Below are 17,393 nucleotides of genomic sequence, written 5' to 3'. Positions count from 1 at the left end.
GAACCGAGAGCGATGCCCTGTGTCGACGTAACGGATTCAGCCTGGTCGAGCTTCAGTCCCCCATGTTGCGCGGCCAAGGCGGAATCCGCCAATCCAGACTCAGCGCCAAGAGGCGCAACCCGGTCGCGGTGCCGGCACCCGCCAGCAAGGTCAGCCAGGGCTCGGCACCGAGGGCGTCGACGCCGATGAAGACCCAGCAGCCCACGAAGGCGCAGAGCGCATAGGGGCTGTGATCTTGGAACACGACCGGGATCTCGTTGCAGAGCACATCGCGAAGCACCCCGCCGAAGACCCCGGTCACGACCCCCATAATCACCACGACGATGACCGGCATCTCAGCTGCCATTGCCAGTGCTGCGCCCGAGACGGCGAACAGCCCGAGCCCAATGGCATCCGTGACGTTCATGACACGGTCCGCCCAGCGATGCCGCATCAAGCCAAGCAAGGGCGAGCCGATCAAGGTCAGCACCAAGACCAGCCACACATACTCGTGATGCTGCACCCAGAAGAGCGGGCGGCGGTCGAGCAGCACGTCACGCAGCGTCCCCCCGCCGAAAGCCGACGCGAAGGCGACCGTGAAGACTCCGACGATATCCATCCGCCGACGCGCGGCCTCGATCAGTCCGGACACGGCAAAGGCGATGATGGCGACGATTTCGATGATGGTCAGCATGCGTTTCTATTGCCGTCCGGCGACTCGTACTGCCCGACAGCGTCCTGCGCGCGCCGGCACAATTGCGTCGTAACCCGAGGTATGACGCCTCCTTGATCCAGTGTGCTATGGTCCCACGAAATCATCAGCATCGGTCGGGAGTTGCGGGCATGGCCACCATCACCTTCGATACCTTAAAGTTTGTCGAGAAGCTCAAACCAGGGGGATTCCGGAAGATCAGGCGAAGGTCATCTCCGAAGCGTTCCGGGATGCGTCCGGAGAAGCAGAGCTGATCACAAAGAAAGACCTGCAGATCGAGCTTGCGCCCGTCCTGTCGGACATCAGCCTCATCAAGTGGATGATGGGAATCCTACTCGGAGGCGTCATGGCCCTTTTGCTCAAGTCATTTTTCCCCGCTTAGCGGACACCGCCGACGGCATAACCTCCGGCGTTCGGCACGGTCCACCGCCGCCACCCCACCCGGATTGAGCGTTTGAGCTGTGAGGATGGGTTTCGCTGTGCTCTACCCATCCTACATCTTTCGTTTTTTTGGATCGTCCCGTCGGTTATCCGAGGCGCGATAAATCCCTTACGGCGCCGTGGGCGGCGCTGGTCGTCAACAAGGCGTAGGCCTTGAGTGCCGTCGAGACCTGACGCTGGCGGTCGAGCGGTTTCCAGGCCGCAGCACCGCGTGCCTCCATAGCGGCCCGGCGGGCGGCGAGGGTGTGCTCGTCCACGGCGAGATGAATCCGCCGGCTCGCGATGTCGATCTCGATGCGGTCGCCTTCCTCCACGAGTGCGATCAGGCCGCCTTCCGCCGCCTCGGGCGAGACGTGGCCGATCGAGAGACCCGAGGTGCCGCCGGAGAAACGCCCGTCCGTGATGAGCGCGCAGTGTTTGCCGAGTCCCTTGGATTTGAGATAACTGGTCGGGTAGAGCATCTCCTGCATACCGGGGCCGCCCTTGGGTCCTTCGTAGCGGATCACGACTACGTCGCCTGCCTTAACCTGGTCGGTGAGGATGGCGGTCACCGCGTCCTCTTGGCTCTCGTAGACGCGGGCCGGCCCGACGAAGGCGCGCAGAACCGAGGTCGGCACGCTGGTGGTATAGCGCAGCTCGTCCTTTTCGATCGCGTCCGATTCGAACATGCTCGGGTCGACCCCGGCGGTCTTCACGATACATCCGTCCTCGGCCAGATTGCCGAAGAGCACCGCGAGGCCGCCGTCGCGGCTATAGGCATGCTCGAGATCACGGATGCAGCCCTCGGCGCGATCCAGGTCCAGATCCGGCCAGAGCTGCGATTGGCTGAAGGCAGCCTGCGTCGGGATGCCGCCCGGCGCGGCCAGATAGCGACGACGCGCCGCTTCATCCTGCGTGTAGCGCACGTCCCACCGCGCGAGCGCCTCGCCGACCGTGGCACTGTGCACGGTCGGCAGATCCCGATGGATGAGACCGGCGCGGTCCAGCTCGGCCAGGATGCCGATCACGCCGCCGGCGCGATGCACATCTTCCATGTGATATTTCTGGGTCGAGGGCGCGACCTTGCAAAGGTTGGGCACGCGACGACTCAGCCGATCGATGTCCTCCATGCTGAAGGGCACGCCGCCTTCGTAGGCCGCCGCCAGCAGATGCAGCACCGTGTTGGTGGATCCGCCCATGGCGATGTCCAGGCTCATGGCGTTCTCGAACGCCTCGAAGGTCGCGATCGAGCGGGGCAGGGCGCTGGCGTCGTCCTGCTCGTACCAGTGGCGCGCGAGCGAGACGATGAGCCGGCCGGCCTCCAGAAAGAGATCCTTGCGTGCGGCGTGGGTGGCGAGCAGCGAGCCGTTGCCCGGCAGGCTGAGTCCGAGCGCCTCGGTCAGACAGTTCATGGAGTTGGCCGTGAACATGCCGGAGCAGGAGCCGCAGGTCGGGCAAGCGGAGCGCTCGAGCTCGGCAACCGACGCGTCGCTCTGTTTCTCGTCGCCCGCGGCCACCATGGCATCGACAAGGTCCAGATGCAGCGCTTCGCCGTCGCGCATCACCTTGCCGGCTTCCATCGGCCCGCCCGAGACGAAGACCGCCGGGATGTTCAGCCGCAGCGCGGCCATCAGCATGCCGGGCGTGATCTTGTCGCAGTTGGAGATGCAGACCAGGGCGTCCGCACAGTGGGCGTTGGCCATGTACTCGACCGAGTCCGCGATCACCTCGCGCGAGGGCAGGGAATAGAGCATGCCGCCGTGACCCATGGCGATGCCGTCGTCGACCGCGATGGTGTTGAACTCCTTCGCCACGCCACCCGCGGCCTCGATCTCGCGCGCGACCAGCTGGCCCAGGTCCTTAAGATGGACGTGCCCCGGGACGAACTGGGTGAAGGAGTTCACGACGGCGATGATGGGCTTGTCGAAATCCCCGTCGGTCATGCCGGTGGCGCGCCAGAGCGCGCGTGCGCCGGCCATGTTGCGGCCATGGGTGGTGGTGCGGGAGCGGTACTGGGGCATGAGAGGCTACCTGGGCGGGGAGGATCGGATCCCGCCAAGTATACCCGGCTGAAACGCGCCCGGTAGGGCATGGCGGGTTCGGAGTTTGGGTTTGGCGGCGTGCGACAAGCACCCTCGGTCGGGGCGCGTTTCAGAAATTTGAAATCATCTCTTGAACCGCTTCCCCGCCGGGTTCGAGGGAGAATGCGCGCTCGAGACCAGCCGCAGCCAGCGCCAGGGGCGCGAGAAGCGGTTCAACAACACTCCGTCTCGAGCACGTCGAGCTCGGCGATCAGCTCGGGCGCGTCGAGGCGACCGAGCAGGTCGCGGATGTCGTTGAGATGGCAGTGAATGTGATACAGCTCGTCGTGTGCCGGCCCTTTCTCGCCGTCGAGCTTGGCCGCGAGATAGGTCCAGAAAGGATCGGTCCGATCGGGCTCGCGCATCAACTCACGCAGATTGCCGATGAAGCGCTCGGCACGCTGGTCGCAGTTCAGCCCGATGAAGGACAGGTAGCGGTCGTTTTGGAGGGATTGATTCATCGTGCTCATCCGGTTCAGTTGTCCTGCAAAATCTTGGTCGGCTGGCCGACGTTTCCCGCGTAGAAGACGATCAACTCCACCGGCTCGGTCCCATCGTTGCGGCCCTGATGGACCTGATCGACCAGCTCGACGATGGTGTCGCCGGCCTTGAGATGGAGTCTCTCGCCGGTATCGCTCACGACGGTCAGCTCGCCCTTCAGCATGACGCCTGCGTTGATGACGGGATGCAGGTGGGGCGGCAGCTCCGCGCCGGGCGCGATGTGGTATTTGACGATGGTTACCTCGGGTTGCCCGGTCCGATAGGCGGGCAGCGGGGTGCCGTTCCAGCTGGTGTGCGACTTGGCCAGGGTTTCGACCTGGACCCCGCTGATCTTATAAGCGAGCGCGCCGTGACCGGCCAGCACGGCGGATAACCCGGCCAACAGCAGGCCGAGTGTGCGAGGGCGTGACATGAAGACTCCTTGGGTGTCGGGTTTCGCAGATCATACAGGCAGAGGATGATCCCGGCGCGGGTGTTCCGGCCAACAGGCCCGCCTGGCCCGAGGAGCCGGAATCGGCATCGGCACCCCGACGCCTCGGCGTATAATCGCGCGACACTTCAACGCATTCAGAACGGCACGTCGCGGCGCCTGCCGACGACGGCCGTCCACCATCGACAATTCCAAGGCGGGAGATGTAACCATGACCGGAGAGACCCTGGCAGCAGCCGAGCACAAGGGCGATCAAAAGGGGCGGGAAATCCGTCTCGGCGAGGCCGTCGACGCGCCGCGTTCGCAGTTCACGAGTGCAGACGGCTGGCGGATCGCCTACTACGCCGACACCTCGGTCAGCGGGCGCCCGCTGGTGCTGGTCCACAGCATCAACGCCGCGCCGAGCAGCTTCGAGGTGAAACCGCTGTTCGAGCACTATCGCTCGCAGCGCCCCGTCTACAGTCTGGATCTTCCTGGATTCGGCCACTCCGAGCGTCGCCCCGCGGGCTACACCCCGCAGCTCTTCGCCGACGTGCTCGCGCGGTTTCTGGAGCAGGTCGTCGGGCAGCCCGCCGATGTCGTCGCCTTGTCGCTGAGTGCCGAATTCGCGGCACGCGCCATCGGCTCCAAGCCCGGCTCCGTGACCTCCCTGGCGCTCATCGCACCGACCGGATTCAGTCAACGCATTCCGCCCGGACCGGGTTTCGGTCGCATCGTCCATCCGATCCTGAAGACCCCCGGACTGAGTCAAGCCCTCTTCGATCTCGTCGTCTCCAGGCGCAGTATTCGCCATTACCTCGGTGGCTCCTTCGTTGGCGAGCCGACCCGGGAGATCCTCGACTACGCCTACGCTACGTCGCATCAGCCCGGAGCACGACACGCCCCGCTGGTGTTCCTCTCCATGCAGCTCTTCACGCCCGAAGCGGTCGATCGGCTCTACGCCAAGCTCACGGACCTACCCGTGCTGGCCATCGCCGACCGCGACCCCTACATCGACTTCGAGCGTCTCGACGACTTCGTCGCACGTCACCCGAATTGGTTCCGGCAGCGGTTGGCGCCGAATATGGGACTACCTCAATGGGAGCGGTTGCCCGAAGCCGTTGCGGCCCTGGACGCCTTCTGGGCGAAGTCGGCCGAATAGGCCCGTTTGCGCCGGAGACAACCCCGGCGGGGAGACCCGCGCATCGGTCCCGTGCCGAGCGAAGTGATAGCCGCCTTGCGGATGCAGCGGACAGCGCGGAAGACATCCAACCAGGCCTGCTGGATAACCTAGACGCGCCGGTGAGATGACACCCGAAGCGTAGTTTCACCGGCCACCGGCCCGCACGGTTGCCCCCGTGGCGGGCCTTCTCATTTGGAGGAGGGTGAGGCGATACCGGTGGCGCACGGGAGAATCCCTGCACGGGCATTCCGAGCGCCGATCCCTGCTTCTAGAGAAAGGCCAGCTCCGAGACGTAGTGAAGTCCGGTGGTACTCAATCCACGTGTATCAGCATGATCCACCGTCGCAGTCTGCCGCCGGGTGCCCTGAGCCAATGTGTTTGCAGCAACGTTGCCACAGGCCTATGGATATATGGACGAGTCCGCATGACTGCGGACCGGCCGGCGCAGAGCCGTGTGGACAACCTATGGACAGCGCCGAGGCCTCGGCGCAAGACGCCAGCATTGCATAGGCGCGGCCCACAGGTTGCCCACACTCTCGGGCCTCTCGCCCACATACCCACAGGACCTGCGGCAGATTGTTAAACAGTAGAAAGAAGAGGTGCACTCCGAGAATTCAGCGCCAATAGTTGACAGGTCAAAACACATCAGCCGAGGGTTTGGATCAACTCCTCGATGTAGGTTGTCGAGTCCTGCGTGAGGACGACCTCGATACCTTCCTGCTCGAGAAGGCGCGCGACCTCCTCGAGGATCGCCTCCGTCGCGGCGTAGATCTCCATGGCGCTGCCGCCCCCGGCCTTGAGCAGCCGCAGCGCGACGCCGTCCTTCCGCCGGCCGGGAGTGTGACGTTGGCGTCCTGTAGGGCCGCGGCGACCTGATTCAGGCTCACCCCGTGCGACTTGAGCTTCCAGGGATCGAGAAAGATGTGGAACTCGCGACGCTGCTCCCCGTCGAGCTTAACCTCGGTGACCCCGGGGATCTGGGTCATGCGGATCTGCAGCTCCTTGGCGATCAGCGACAAGGCACGGTTGGCGCGATCGCCCACGAGGTTGACCGCGACGACCGCGAGCCAGAAGGAGGTGCGGATCAGGTCGAAGCGCGGCGGGTCCAAGCTGAAGCGCCGACACCCGCTCCTCGCTCTCGCGAATGACCCAAGGTCGCGCGCGCGAGGCGTTCTTCGAGCATGCGCCGATTGACATCTGGACCCGTCCGTCCGTTTCCGCGACCAGGGGTGCCTCGGCGAGGGCGCGGGTGAATCCCACGAGCGCGATCTCGCGCATCGCGGGAACTGCGGTGGCCAGGGTTGGCTCGGAGATGTCGGCGGCGACACCCTCGAGCGCGGCCGGCTCAGAGTGCCCTAGTGTACAATCGCAGCCGAATAACAATTATGAAGAGACTTGCCGCATCCGGGAGACTTCCGCGTCGACCGGGCGAGGCGGGCGGAGGGACACTTGAACCGACAGTCCGATAGCTCAACGCCGGGATCCGGCCGGGGTGCGCCGCCCGAGAACCTTTCGACGGAGCACGAAGGGGTCCGTTCCCGTTTCGGGCCTGGCTTCGGCTTCGGTCTTGGCTTTGAGCCGGACGCGGGCGCAGACCCGCCCCCTCCGCGTCCGACACCCGGGAAGCGCTCGGCGCGAGCCACGCGGACCCAACATCGCAGTGGCCGGCCGGCCTCACCGCGCAGCCGCTCCGTTTTCGGTTGGTTTTTCGGATTTCTCGGCGTCCTGGGCACGCCCCTGCAACTGCTTGCATTGGGCCTGCTCGGCGCGGGTGTGTTCGTTTCGGTCCATGCCCCGGAGCTTCCGAGTGTCGAGAGTCTGCGTCAGGTCCAGTTTGAAGAGCCGCTGCGGGTCTTCAGCAGCGACGGCGGTCTGATCGCCGAGTTCGGCATCGAGCGCCGCCGTCCGGTGGCCTACGAAGACATCCCGCCCCTGGTGGTCAATGCCTTTCTCGCGACCGAGGACGCACGATTCTTCGAGCACGGCGGGGTGGACGCGATCGGCATCGTGCGCGCCCTGCTGAGCTTCGCCTCGACCGGTACTAAGGCCCAGGGCGGCAGCACCATCACGATGCAGGTGACCCGCAACTTCCTGCTCAGCTCGGAAAAGACCTTCCAGCGCAAGCTCGCCGAGGTCTTGCTCACGCTCCAGGTCGAGCGGACCCTGACGAAGGATCAGATCCTCGATCTCTATCTGAACCAGATCTTTTTCGGCCATCGCGCTTACGGCATCTCGGCGGCGGCTGCGCTCTACTACGACAAAGAGCTTGACCAGCTGACCCCCGCCGAGGCGGCGATGTTGGCCGGCATCCCGAAGGCGCCATCCAGCAACAACCCGGTCACCAATCCCGAGCGAGCGCTCGAGCGACGCAACTACATCCTCTCGCGCATGCTCGAGCTCGGTCAGATCGACCGGAAGGAGTACGAGATCGCGGTCTTGACGCCCGATATGGCCCGACTGCATCGCCGTCAGCCGGATCTCGATGCGGGTTACGTGGCCGAGATGGCGCGCCAAACCATCGTCGAGCATTACGGCGAGGCCGCCCTCAGCCAAGGCTACAAAGTGACCACGACGATCGATGCGCGGTTGCAGACCGCCGCGCAGGCAGCGGTGCGTCGGGCGTTGCGCGATTACGACCGGCGCCACGGCTATCGCGGCGCCGAGGCCAAGATCGACCTCGAGGGGGCGACGGAGGCAGATATGGACGCCTATCTCGAGACCGTCACGACGATCCCGGACCTGACGCCCGGGTTGGTGACGCGCGCCTCCACCGGCGAGGCGGAGATCTACATCGGCGCCGGGCGTCGCGTCGGGCTGGGCATCAAACAGGTCGCCTGGGCGCAGGAGTTCCGCAATGCGAATTGGCGTGGCCCCCGGCCGAAACGGGTGACGGATGTCCTCGTGGTCGGCGATCTCGTTCGACTCCAATACGACGGGCCAGGGCAGGATGGCGAGGTGTCTTGGGAGCTCGGGCAGATGCCGAGTGTCGCGGGGGCGTTGGTCTCGATCGCACCGCAGGACGGCGCTGTTCGCGCCTTGGTCGGTGGCTATTCGTTCAATGCGAGCAAGTTCAACCGGGCGGTCGACATGCGCCGTCAGCCGGGCTCGAGCTTCAAGCCCTTCGTCTTCGCCGCGGCGCTTCACGAGGGCTGGACGCCGGCGAGTCTGATCAAGGACGAGGCGGTGAAGCTGACCGGCACGCAGGATTGGAACCCGCGCAACTCCGATCGCAAAGAGATGGGGCCGATTCGGATGCGGAGTGCCCTGGCGCTCTCGCGCAATCTGGCCGCCATCAATCTGCTGCAGAGCGTCGGTTTGGAGGACGCCCAGAACTACATCCGGGCATTCGGATTCGATCTGGATGCCATGCCCTTGGGTCTGTCCATGGCGTTGGGGACCGGCGAGATGTCGCCGATGAAGCTGGCCGAAGGTTATGCCGTATTCGCCAACGGCGGCTTTCATGTGACGCCCTATTTCATCCAACGGATCGAGAGCGGCGACGGGCAGGTCCTGTTCGAGTCGCACGCACCGCGCTCCTGCTCGGACTGTTGGTACCGCTACGGAGATGACTCGGCACGGGTGCAGGGCACACAAGCGGGCGCTGCGGCCCCGCAGGTGATCGACCCGCGGATCGCGTATCAGATCACCTCGTTGCTGCGCGAGGTTGTCGAGACGGGTACGGGAACACGCGCCAAGAAACTGGATCGCGAAGACGTCGTCGGCAAGACGGGCACGACAAACGACGTGCGCGACTCTTGGTTTGCCGGCTACCAGGCCGACTTCGTCACCATCGCCTGGATGGGCTTCGACGACTTCGAGAAGCTGGGCCGCGGCGAGGAGGGCGGTCGGGCCGCGCTGGGCATGTGGGTCGATTTCATGGGCACGGCACTCGAGGATCTCCCGATCGCGCAGCTCGATCCACCTCCCGGCATGGTGCAGGTGCGTGTCGACCCGACTCGCGGGACCGAGACCAAGGCCAAGAGCGGCATCTTGGAGATGGTGAACGAGGAGTTCAGCAAGGATCTGCTCGGCCCCGAGCCCTTCAGGGTCGCGGGCCCGACAAAAAACGCGCGCGCGACAAAGAGGGCCGATACTTCCGTGCGAGGTTCTGCGCCCCGGGTGATGGACGACCTCTTCTAGACCTAAACGGCGTCCCGAGCCATTTTGGACGTTTGGTGTGGACGTCACCGGCGTCGGAATCCAAGAGAATGAGCTGTACGCGGTTTAGAAAATGAAAGAAAAACGAATTCAGGACCCGCCGGTGCGGGGTCGGTGCTCGATGGGTGCATCCAAGGCACTTAGCGGAGGCGCGGCTTAAAATGATAGATTTATCTGCTTTTTAAGCAGAGCCATCTCCAGCGGTTGTCAAGTCTGCCGGGACCGATTCAATCCGATAACATCGCATACCGCGCCCGGCGCGGTTTAACAGGTCATCTGCGCCATCCTCGGTTGCTTCTGCAGCTTCATGAAATCATCGCGAAGGCTACGTAAGCGCTTGTTCAAGCGGTCGCGCTGCGTCGTGTCCAGCGTCTTGCCGAGGCCGACAAAGAGCTCGCCGATCCGCTCGCCCAGCTGTTGGCTGCCTTCTTCGAGATCCGGCGGCAGATCGTCGAAGTCGACGAGCCAGGTCGTCAGGAAGCGCTTGATCTCGGGCTCCGGTGCCTTGGCCCGAATCAGCGCCATCAAGCGCTCTCGTTTGCCGCTGCGATACTCGACCAGGCTTGCCTGGGTGTAGGGCATGCGGCCGGTCACGTCCGCGACGATCGCTTGTTGCTCCGCGCTCAGCGGGCCTGTCCAGTCCTCGATGGATTTCACGTAGCGCCGGGTGCGTTTCTCTTTCTCGCGCGCGCTGCTGCGCCCTGCAATCTCGGCGCGATCCTCTGCGGCTTCTTTGCTGAAGCGCTGGTCGAGGCGCTCGATCTGCGCCGGTGTGAGCTCGGCCAGAAGCGGTGCCGCGAGGGTGACGGCAAAGCTGGCTTGGCGCCGGTAGAGGTCTCGAAAGGATTGAGTCAGGCAGTCCATGTTGCTTGCGTCGAAACCCGCCTCGCTTGCCGCGAGGATTTGATCGAAATAGGCCGCTAGATAGGGCAGCTCCTCGCTGCGATGGCGCGTCAGCTCGGCGTCAAGAAGGGGGTTCCAGCGTTCGAGCTGGCTTTGCTCCAGATCAAGGTAGTCCTTGGCGTAGGCCGTCACGAGGAAATCGCCGGTGTTGTAGGCGATGCCGGCACGGCTGCATCCCGCAAGCGTCAGTGCGGTCGCGATGATGGTCGCGGCGAGGCGGATCGGGAGAGAGATTCGGGGCATTGCGAGTGTCGTCTGTTGGGAATTGATCATGGTCTTGAAGAAAGCGCGAACCTGAACCTTACCAGTCCGCGCATGTGCTGTGCCTGGTTTGACGGCATCGAGGCCGAATGGATCCCGCAGGCGAGCCGAAAGGCTTGTCCCTATTCCCATTGCCCCGATCTTCGCCCGACAGAGGGGTTTCAAGCCGCAGGCGTATCGTATGGTTTCTCTTTCGGATCTGCTCGGCCGATTTCCGCATCCGGGCGAGGTGGTGTGGATCGGCCGACGGCCGGCGCGACGGGCGGATGTGATCCCCTGCACCGAGGCGACGGCGTTGGTCGGGGGCGGCCTCGAAGGGGATCATTATGCCGGCCGATCGGGCTCACGCGGCGTGACGCTCGTGCAGGCCGAGCACCTTGCGGTCTTGGGCGTGCTCTTGCGCCGTGATCCCGTCGAACCGGCATTGCTGCGGCGTAATCTGGTCGTTTCCGGTGTCAACCTCCTGGCGTTGAAAGGCCAACGGTTTCGCATCGGGACGGCGGTGCTCGAAGGAACGGGTCCATGTCCGCCTTGTTCGCGCATGGAGGAAACGCTAGGTCCCGGCGGCTACAACGCTATGCGCGGTCACGCCGGCCTGAACGCACGGGTGGTCACTGGCGGAATCATCCGGCTCGGCGATGCAGTCGTGCCCGTTCTTGCCGAGACCGATCGGGAGGAGAGTTGTCCGCGATGAAATGCCCCTTCGCTGCTCCACTGATCAAGACGGCGGCGGCCTGTCGGCATGCACACGAGGTCGTCCGCCGAGGTGGCTCTGAATTCGACTGCCTGTCAGAGGCCGAGCATGCTCGCTGCGAGCAAGTCTTCGCCGGTCTCAAGGCGTGCGCGCTGGCGGCCTCCGACGTCGAGGACGATCCGATGCTGATGCCCCACAGCTTGCTGGTGAAGATCCAGTCCGGCGGGCTGATCGGTCTGCAACGTCTGCTCGGGGAGTCCGACGCGGATGGACGCGACGCCGATATCGGCGACCTCGTCACCCGCGCTGTGGCGAACTTCGGCGGGGCCGATCGCATCCCCTACGCGGCCTTGGGAGAGGATATGACCAGTTTCAAACTCGAGCGGCGAGCGGGGCGACGCCGGTGATGATGGTGAAGTCGACCGAGACGCCTGCGAGCATCCTTCAGCGCCGATCGGCGCGGCGCGGTTTTTTTCAAATGGGTATTGTCCTTCTCGGCCTATCGCTTTTCTGGCCGGGATTGGTCCATGCCAACCCGGTCACCACCGAGAACGTGACGGCCCGCTTGGTCGCGGAGCGGATTGAGGTTGCGCCGGGCGACACGCTCGACCTGGCCCTGGTGTTCGAGATCCGACCGGGCTGGCACACCTATTGGCGCAATCCGGGCGACTCCGGCGATCCGCCGCGCATCCACTGGACCCTGCCCGAGGGTGTCGAAGCCGGGCCTCTGCGCTGGCCGAGACCCGAGGTGATCCCGGTCGGTCCGTTGGCCAATTACGGGTACTCCGAGCGCGCCGTTCATCTGATCGCACTCACCGTGCCGGCGCAATGGCCGATCGGCGAGCCGGTGCACATCCGCGCGGATGTCGACTGGCTGGTGTGCGAGGAGGAATGCATACCGGAATCGGGCCGCTTCGATCTGACGCTCCCGACCGGAGCCGCGGTCGGACCGGGCCCGATCGATCCGTTGCAGGCGGACGTCTTTGCCGCCGCCCGCGCGGGGTTACCGGACGGGCGGATCGAGGGCGCCGTGCTCGGCGTCGCGGACGCGGGGCTCGGTCTCGTCATCCCCTCGGGTGGGCTGCCGGAGGAGATCGACGGGGCCTGGTTCTTTGCCGGCGAATGGGGCCTGATCGAGCACGCGGCGGAGCAACCCTGGCGATTGGCCGACGGCCTACTGCGGATCGATCTGTCGCCCGGTGCGTTGTCGGACGAAGCCTCGCCGGAGGGGCTGCTCGTGATCGCGGACGCGGGCGGGGAGGTGCGCTCCTACGAGGTCGCGGCCGTGCGCGGGCCGCTCCCCGGCGCCATGGCTCCGGATGGCCCGATCGGGCTGCCGCTGGCCTTCCTCTTTGCCCTGCTCGGCGGCCTGATCCTGAACCTGATGCCGTGCGTCTTCCCGATCCTGGCGATGAAGGCGTTGAGTCTGATCAATGGCCTATCCGGGCAAGGTCCGGAGGCGGCGCGCGAGCGTGTCCTCCACGGCCTGGCCTATACGGCGGGGGTGCTCCTGTTCTTTGCGGTGCTCGCGGTGCTCTTGTTGGCGTTGCGTGCCGGCGGGTCGGCCGTCGGCTGGGGTTTTCAGCTCCAGTATCCGCCCTTCGTCGTTTTCATGGCCTACGTCTTTTTCGTGATCGGTCTGAGTCTCGCGGGCGCGGTCACGATCGGTGCCCGGCTGATGAGCCTGGGTGGCGCCCGAACGGGATCGGGTACCGCGGGCGCCTTCGGAACCGGCGCCCTCGCGGCCTTGGTTGCCGCACCCTGCACCGCGCCCTTCATGGGCGCCGCCTTGGGCTATGCCGTCATCCTGAGCTGGCCGCTCGCGTTGGCGATCATTCTCACCCTGGGGTTCGGCTTGGCACTGCCCTTCCTGCTTTTGTCGCTGGTCCCGCGGTTGGCTCGTTTGCTGCCGAAGCCGGGGGCATGGATGGAGACCCTCAAGCAGGCGCTCGCCTTTCCGATGTTCGCGGCCGCGGCTTGGTTGGTCTGGGTCCTGAGCGTGCAGACCGGATCGGCCGGGGTCGCGCTCGTGCTCGGCGGACTGGTCTTGTTGGCCTTCGGGCTCTGGTTGCGCGAGCGCACGCGCGGCTTGCACTCGACGCGGCGGCGCTGGGGTCTCGCCGCGACCTCGGCGGCGCTGATCGGCGCCCTTTATCTCGGGGTGGTGACCGATCGGCTGGCCGCACCGACGCGGTCCGAGGGCGAGGCCTCCGCGAGCGGACTCGCGAGCGAGCCCTATTCGCCGGAGCGTCTCGCCGCGGCACGTGATGAGCGCCGACCTGTCTTCGTCAACATGACGGCCGCTTGGTGCATCACTTGTCTGGTCAACGAGCGCGTCGCCTTGAGCACGTCGGACCTTGCGCGGAGCTTCTCGGATGCCGGGGTGCTGTATCTCAAGGGCGATTGGACCAATCGCGACCTTGCCATCACCGCCTATCTCGCCGATCACGGGCGCAACGGCGTCCCGCTCTATGTCTATTATCCGCCCGACGGGGATCCGCAAGTCCTGCCGCAGATCCTGACCGAGGACATTGTGCTGAGCGCGATCCGCTCCTCGGCGCCGGGGTCGTCGGGGCACGATGGATGAGTCGAGCCCGAGACGTCGCGGCTGCATGGCCCCGAGCATACGGATGACAGATTACCCACCAAAGAGAAGGAGAGAACCATGAAGCACGCTTTTCGGAAGACCTTTGTTTCGGGCGCTGTCGCCTTGGCTGCGACGCTGACCTTCGGCGTCGCCGTCGCGGCCCCCAAGGTCGGCGCTCCGGCTCCGGATTTCAGCGTCGTGGACACCGCGGGCGAGACCTGGAGCCTCGGCGGCCTTGCGGGCAAGAAGGTCATCCTGGAATGGACCAATCACGATTGCCCGTACGTGGTCAAACACTATGCCTCGGGCAACATGCAGGCCCTGCAGAAGGAGGCGACCGAAGCCGGTTATGTCTGGCTGTCGGTCATCTCCTCGGCGTCGGGCAAGCAGGGGAATGTGAGTCCGGCTGTGGCCGATGACCTGACGGATTACCGAGGCGCTGCGCCGACCGCGGTCCTTCTCGATGCCTCCGGGGACATGGGCCGCGCTTACGATGCCAAGACAACGCCGCACATGTACGTCATCGATCCGGAAGGTACCCTGGTGTACATGGGCGGCATCGACGATAAGCCGACGACCGATCAGGCCGACATCGCCGGCGCGAGCAACTATGTGCGTCTTGCCATGGCCGATCTTGCTGCCGGCAACGCGGTCGCCACCCCGGTGACTCGGCCCTACGGGTGCTCGGTGAAGTACTGATTCCTCTGCTTTGAATCTGGCGGTCGGGACTGTAGACTTCAGCGTTTTATCCACTCCCGACGTCAAGAGGTTGTCCAGTGGTCGCCCCCGAGCCCGAATTTCACCGCATCAAGCGGTTGCCGCCTTATGTCTTCAACATCGTCAACGAGTTGAAGGCCGAAGCGCGAGCCAGGGGCGAGGACATCATCGACTTCGGGATGGGGAATCCCGACCAGCCGACCCCCCAACACATCGTCGACAAGCTGGTCGAGGCGTCGGTCCGCAAGGACACGCATCGCTATTCGGTCTCGCGCGGGATCCCGCGACTGCGCCGCGCCATCTGTCATTGGTATCGCGATCGCTTCGATGTCCATCTGGATCCGGACAGCGAGGCGATCGTCACCATCGGCTCGAAGGAAGGGCTCGCCCATCTGGCGCTCGCCACCATGGGGGCCGGAGATTCGGTCTTGGTACCGAATCCGGCCTATCCGATCCATCCCTACGGATTCATCATCGCCGGCGCGGATGTGCGCCATGTCCGCCTTACCCCGGACGTGGACTTCTTCGAGGAGCTGCAACGCGCCATCCAGGACTCTTGGCCCAAGCCCAAGATGCTGGTGCTGAATTTTCCGGGTAATCCGACGACGCAATGCGTGGAGCTGGATTTCTTCCAGAAGGTCATCGACATCGCCTCCGAGCACGGGATCTGGGTGGTCCACGATATCGCCTATGCCGACATCGTCTTCGACGGCTATCGTGCCCCCTCGATCCTGCAGATCCCCGGAGCGAAGGATATCGCCGTCGAGTTCTTCTCGATGTCCAAGAGCTACAACATGCCGGGCTGGCGTGTCGGCTTCATGTGCGGCAACCGCACCCTGGTCGCCGCACTCGCGCGCATCAAGTCCTATCTCGACTACGGGACCTTCACGCCGATCCAGGTCGCGGCCATCGCTGCGCTGGAGGGGCCGCAGGAGTGCGTGCGCGAGATCAGCGACACCTCCGAGAGCCGGCGCGATGTTCTGTGCAGCGGACTGAACGCCGCGGGCTGGCCGATCGAGCCGCCGAAGGCGACCATGTTCGCCTGGGCGCCGATCCCCGAGCCCTACCGCGCGCTCGGCTCGCTCGAGTTTTCCAAGAAGCTCCTGCAGGAGGCCAAGGTCGCGGTCTCGCCCGGCATCGGCTTCGGCGAATACGGCGACGGTCACGTGCGTTTCGGGCTGATCGAGAACGAGCATCGCACCCGTCAGGCGATCCGCGGGATCAAAGAGATGTTCCGCCGCGAGTCGCGCGCCGGAAGCTGAGCTTTCGAACAGGTTGACGCACGCGTCGGCGAACCGATTAGCGAATAAGGGGTGCATGAATGGAACCGGTTAAGGTCGGACTTCTGGGCTTGGGGACGGTCGGCGGCGGCACCGTGACGGTCTTGTCGCGCAACGCCGCTGAGATCGCGCGTCGCGCCGGTCGCGGGATCGTGATCTCGCATGCAGCGGCACGGGACTATGACCCGGAGCGCATTCAGGATCTGGAGGCGATCGGTCGGATCGGCTCGGACGCCTTCGCCGTGGTCGAGGATCCCGAGGTCCAAATCGTCGTCGAGCTGATCGGGGGCTACTCGCCTGCGCTCGAGCTGGTGCTCAGGGCGATCGAGAACGGCAAGCACGTGGTCACGGCCAACAAGGCGCTGATCGCGCGGCACGGCAACGAGATCTTCGCCGCAGCACGCGAGCGCGGCGTGATGGTGGGCTTCGAGGCGGCGGTTGCTGGCGGGATTCCCATCATCAAGGCGCTGCGCGAAGGCTTGGCGGCAAACCATATCGAGTGGATCGCCGGCATCATCAACGGGACCGGCAACTTCATCCTGACCGAGATGCGCGACAAGGGTCGCGATTTCGCCGATGTCCTCGCCGAGGCCCAGGCGTTGGGCTACGCGGAGGCGGATCCGACCTTCGACGTCGAAGGCATCGATGCCGCGCACAAGCTGACGATTTTGAGCTCGCTGGCCTTCGGTGTTCCGCTTCAGTTCGAGCGGTGCTTCACCGAGGGCATCTCGAAGGTCGGTGCGTTGGACGTGGCCTACGCCGCGGAGCTGGGCTATCGCATCAAACACCTCGGGATCACGCGGCGCAGCGAGGACGGGATCGAGCTGCGGGTGCACCCGACGCTGATCCCCGAGCGCCGGCTCATCGCGAACGTCGACGGGGTGATGAACGCCGTGCTGGTCAAGGGTGATGCAGTCGGACCGACACTCTATTACGGCGCCGGGGCGGGTGCACTGCCGACGGCCTCGGCGGTCGTGGCGGATCTGGTGGATGTGACGCGTGCCTTGACGACGGATCCGAACAACCGGGTCCCGCATTTGGCCTTCCAACCCGACGAGCTGGCCGACACCCCGGTGATGCCGATGGAGGCGGTGCAGACAGCCTATTATCTGCGTCTTGCGGCGCTCGATCAGCCCGGCGTCATGGCCCGGATCGCGAGCATCCTGGGCGAGCAGGGCATCAGCATCGAGGCGATCAAGCAGAAGGAGCCGGAGGAAGGCCAGACGCACGTGCCGCTGGTCATGCTCACCCATCGTGTGATCGAGCGTCAGATGAACGAGGCAATCGCCCGAATCGAGGCGTTGGATTCGGTGCAGGGCGAGGTCACGCGGATTCGGATGGAAACCTTGTCGGGCTGAGGTCGGGGTTCGACGGTCGGCGCCGGAACCCGGCGCCAGCCTGCATCAAGGCCACAGTCGAATGGCGGCTACCACCAGTGCCCCGACGCTGAACGTCAGACCGAATGACCAGAACATGAAGCGGTCGAGCCGCCGGGTCAGCTCTTCGAA

The 17,393-nt window shown here is 65.0% G+C and carries 14 protein-coding genes and 1 pseudogene; 8 read left to right on the top strand and 7 right to left on the bottom strand.

The genetic code is table 11. The features are described 5' to 3' along the window. Window positions 1-52: 52 nt before the first annotated feature. The 4 genes from VLR48_RS07470 to VLR48_RS07455 all read right to left on the bottom strand — a co-directional run bounded on the left by VLR48_RS07470 (window position 53) and on the right by VLR48_RS07455 (window position 4,105). The gene (locus VLR48_RS07470; RefSeq protein ID WP_325291178.1) at window positions 53-673 is read right to left on the bottom strand and encodes a trimeric intracellular cation channel family protein; all 621 of its coding nucleotides are present in this window, start codon (window positions 671-673) and stop codon (window positions 53-55) included. A gap of 545 nt (window positions 674-1,218) precedes the next feature. Further along, on the bottom strand, window positions 1,219-3,132 hold the full coding sequence (gene ilvD / locus VLR48_RS07465) for a dihydroxy-acid dehydratase (RefSeq protein WP_325291177.1): 1,914 nt from the start codon (window positions 3,130-3,132) through the stop codon (window positions 1,219-1,221). 233 nt (window positions 3,133-3,365) lie between these two features. Continuing rightward, window positions 3,366-3,653 carry a N(2)-fixation sustaining protein CowN gene (gene cowN, locus VLR48_RS07460; protein ID WP_325291176.1) on the bottom strand — a complete coding sequence of 96 codons (288 nt, stop codon included), beginning with the start codon at window positions 3,651-3,653 and terminating at the stop codon, window positions 3,366-3,368. Between the two features lie 14 nt (window positions 3,654-3,667). Beyond that, a complete protein-coding gene (locus VLR48_RS07455) occupies window positions 3,668-4,105 on the bottom strand; it encodes a cupin domain-containing protein (RefSeq protein WP_325291175.1) in 438 nt (145 codons plus the stop codon). A gap of 229 nt (window positions 4,106-4,334) precedes the next feature. Here VLR48_RS07455 and VLR48_RS07450 point away from each other — a divergent pair, with 229 nt between their 5' ends. After that, the gene (locus tag VLR48_RS07450; RefSeq protein WP_325291174.1) at window positions 4,335-5,264 is read left to right on the top strand and encodes an alpha/beta hydrolase; all 930 of its coding nucleotides are present in this window, start codon (window positions 4,335-4,337) and stop codon (window positions 5,262-5,264) included. A 666-nt stretch (window positions 5,265-5,930) separates the two neighbouring features. Here the strand turns inward: VLR48_RS07450 and VLR48_RS07445 are convergent. Together VLR48_RS07445 and VLR48_RS07440 are read right to left on the bottom strand one after the other, a co-directional pair. Beyond that, window positions 5,931-6,062, bottom strand: coding sequence for a hypothetical protein (locus tag VLR48_RS07445; RefSeq protein ID WP_325291194.1), 132 nt, complete (start codon window positions 6,060-6,062; stop codon window positions 5,931-5,933). Window positions 6,063-6,172: 110 nt separating this feature from the next. Then, window positions 6,173-6,271 (bottom strand): annotated as a pseudogene (locus VLR48_RS07440) (hypothetical protein); the annotation flags it as partial. A 463-nt stretch (window positions 6,272-6,734) separates the two neighbouring features. Between VLR48_RS07440 and VLR48_RS07435 the strand changes: the two are divergent. Next, window positions 6,735-9,425 carry a PBP1A family penicillin-binding protein gene (locus VLR48_RS07435; RefSeq protein ID WP_325291173.1) on the top strand — a complete coding sequence of 897 codons (2,691 nt, stop codon included), beginning with the start codon at window positions 6,735-6,737 and terminating at the stop codon, window positions 9,423-9,425. Between the two features lie 282 nt (window positions 9,426-9,707). On the opposite strand, the gene VLR48_RS07430 is transcribed toward VLR48_RS07435, so the two are convergent. Continuing rightward, window positions 9,708-10,589, bottom strand: coding sequence for a DUF6279 family lipoprotein (locus VLR48_RS07430; protein ID WP_325291172.1), 882 nt, complete (start codon window positions 10,587-10,589; stop codon window positions 9,708-9,710). 199 nt (window positions 10,590-10,788) lie between these two features. On the opposite strand from VLR48_RS07430, the gene VLR48_RS07425 reads away from it, so the two are divergent. The 6 genes from VLR48_RS07425 to VLR48_RS07400 all read left to right on the top strand — a co-directional run bounded on the left by VLR48_RS07425 (window position 10,789) and on the right by VLR48_RS07400 (window position 17,243). Next, window positions 10,789-11,301 (top strand): MOSC domain-containing protein, encoded by a 513-nt coding sequence (locus VLR48_RS07425; RefSeq protein ID WP_325291171.1) that lies wholly within the window; start codon window positions 10,789-10,791, stop codon window positions 11,299-11,301. Further along, the gene (locus VLR48_RS07420) at window positions 11,298-11,708 is read left to right on the top strand and encodes a hypothetical protein (protein WP_325291170.1); all 411 of its coding nucleotides are present in this window, start codon (window positions 11,298-11,300) and stop codon (window positions 11,706-11,708) included. The genes VLR48_RS07425 and VLR48_RS07420 overlap by 4 nt, the downstream gene beginning before the upstream one ends. A gap of 71 nt (window positions 11,709-11,779) precedes the next feature. Next, the gene (locus tag VLR48_RS07415; RefSeq protein ID WP_325291169.1) at window positions 11,780-13,888 is read left to right on the top strand and encodes a protein-disulfide reductase DsbD family protein; all 2,109 of its coding nucleotides are present in this window, start codon (window positions 11,780-11,782) and stop codon (window positions 13,886-13,888) included. A gap of 78 nt (window positions 13,889-13,966) precedes the next feature. Beyond that, window positions 13,967-14,587, top strand: coding sequence for a thioredoxin family protein (locus VLR48_RS07410; protein ID WP_325291168.1), 621 nt, complete (start codon window positions 13,967-13,969; stop codon window positions 14,585-14,587). A gap of 77 nt (window positions 14,588-14,664) precedes the next feature. Next, window positions 14,665-15,867, top strand: coding sequence for an alanine transaminase (alaC, locus tag VLR48_RS07405; RefSeq protein ID WP_325291167.1), 1,203 nt, complete (start codon window positions 14,665-14,667; stop codon window positions 15,865-15,867). Window positions 15,868-15,926: 59 nt separating this feature from the next. Continuing rightward, window positions 15,927-17,243, top strand: coding sequence for a homoserine dehydrogenase (locus tag VLR48_RS07400; protein ID WP_325291166.1), 1,317 nt, complete (start codon window positions 15,927-15,929; stop codon window positions 17,241-17,243). The last annotated feature ends 150 nt before the right edge of the window (window positions 17,244-17,393 follow it).

This window comes from Thiocapsa sp. (assembly GCF_035467215.1).
Lineage (GTDB): Bacteria > Pseudomonadota > Gammaproteobacteria > Chromatiales > Chromatiaceae > Thiocapsa.
Note: the sequence above shows the minus strand (reverse complement) of the source record. Positions and strands in the feature narration are given on the sequence as shown.

Bases quoted from the DNA above. Each gene is read 5' to 3' on its own strand.
- VLR48_RS07410 (WP_325291168.1), top strand. From the start codon at position 13,967: ATGAAGCACGCTTTTCGGAAGACCTTTGTTTCGGGCGCTGTCGCCTTG.
- cowN (WP_325291176.1), bottom strand. From the start codon at position 3,653: ATGAATCAATCCCTCCAAAACGACCGCTACCTGTCCTTCATCGGGCTG.
- ilvD (WP_325291177.1), bottom strand. From the start codon at position 3,132: ATGCCCCAGTACCGCTCCCGCACCACCACCCATGGCCGCAACATGGCC.
- VLR48_RS07455 (WP_325291175.1), bottom strand. From the start codon at position 4,105: ATGTCACGCCCTCGCACACTCGGCCTGCTGTTGGCCGGGTTATCCGCC.
- VLR48_RS07445 (WP_325291194.1), bottom strand. From the start codon at position 6,062: ATGGAGATCTACGCCGCGACGGAGGCGATCCTCGAGGAGGTCGCGCGC.
- VLR48_RS07450 (WP_325291174.1), top strand. From the start codon at position 4,335: ATGACCGGAGAGACCCTGGCAGCAGCCGAGCACAAGGGCGATCAAAAG.
- VLR48_RS07415 (WP_325291169.1), top strand. From the start codon at position 11,780: ATGGGTATTGTCCTTCTCGGCCTATCGCTTTTCTGGCCGGGATTGGTC.
- VLR48_RS07400 (WP_325291166.1), top strand. From the start codon at position 15,927: ATGGAACCGGTTAAGGTCGGACTTCTGGGCTTGGGGACGGTCGGCGGC.
- VLR48_RS07425 (WP_325291171.1), top strand. From the start codon at position 10,789: ATGGTTTCTCTTTCGGATCTGCTCGGCCGATTTCCGCATCCGGGCGAG.
- VLR48_RS07420 (WP_325291170.1), top strand. From the start codon at position 11,298: ATGAAATGCCCCTTCGCTGCTCCACTGATCAAGACGGCGGCGGCCTGT.
- VLR48_RS07470 (WP_325291178.1), bottom strand. From the start codon at position 673: ATGCTGACCATCATCGAAATCGTCGCCATCATCGCCTTTGCCGTGTCC.
- VLR48_RS07430 (WP_325291172.1), bottom strand. From the start codon at position 10,589: ATGCCCCGAATCTCTCTCCCGATCCGCCTCGCCGCGACCATCATCGCG.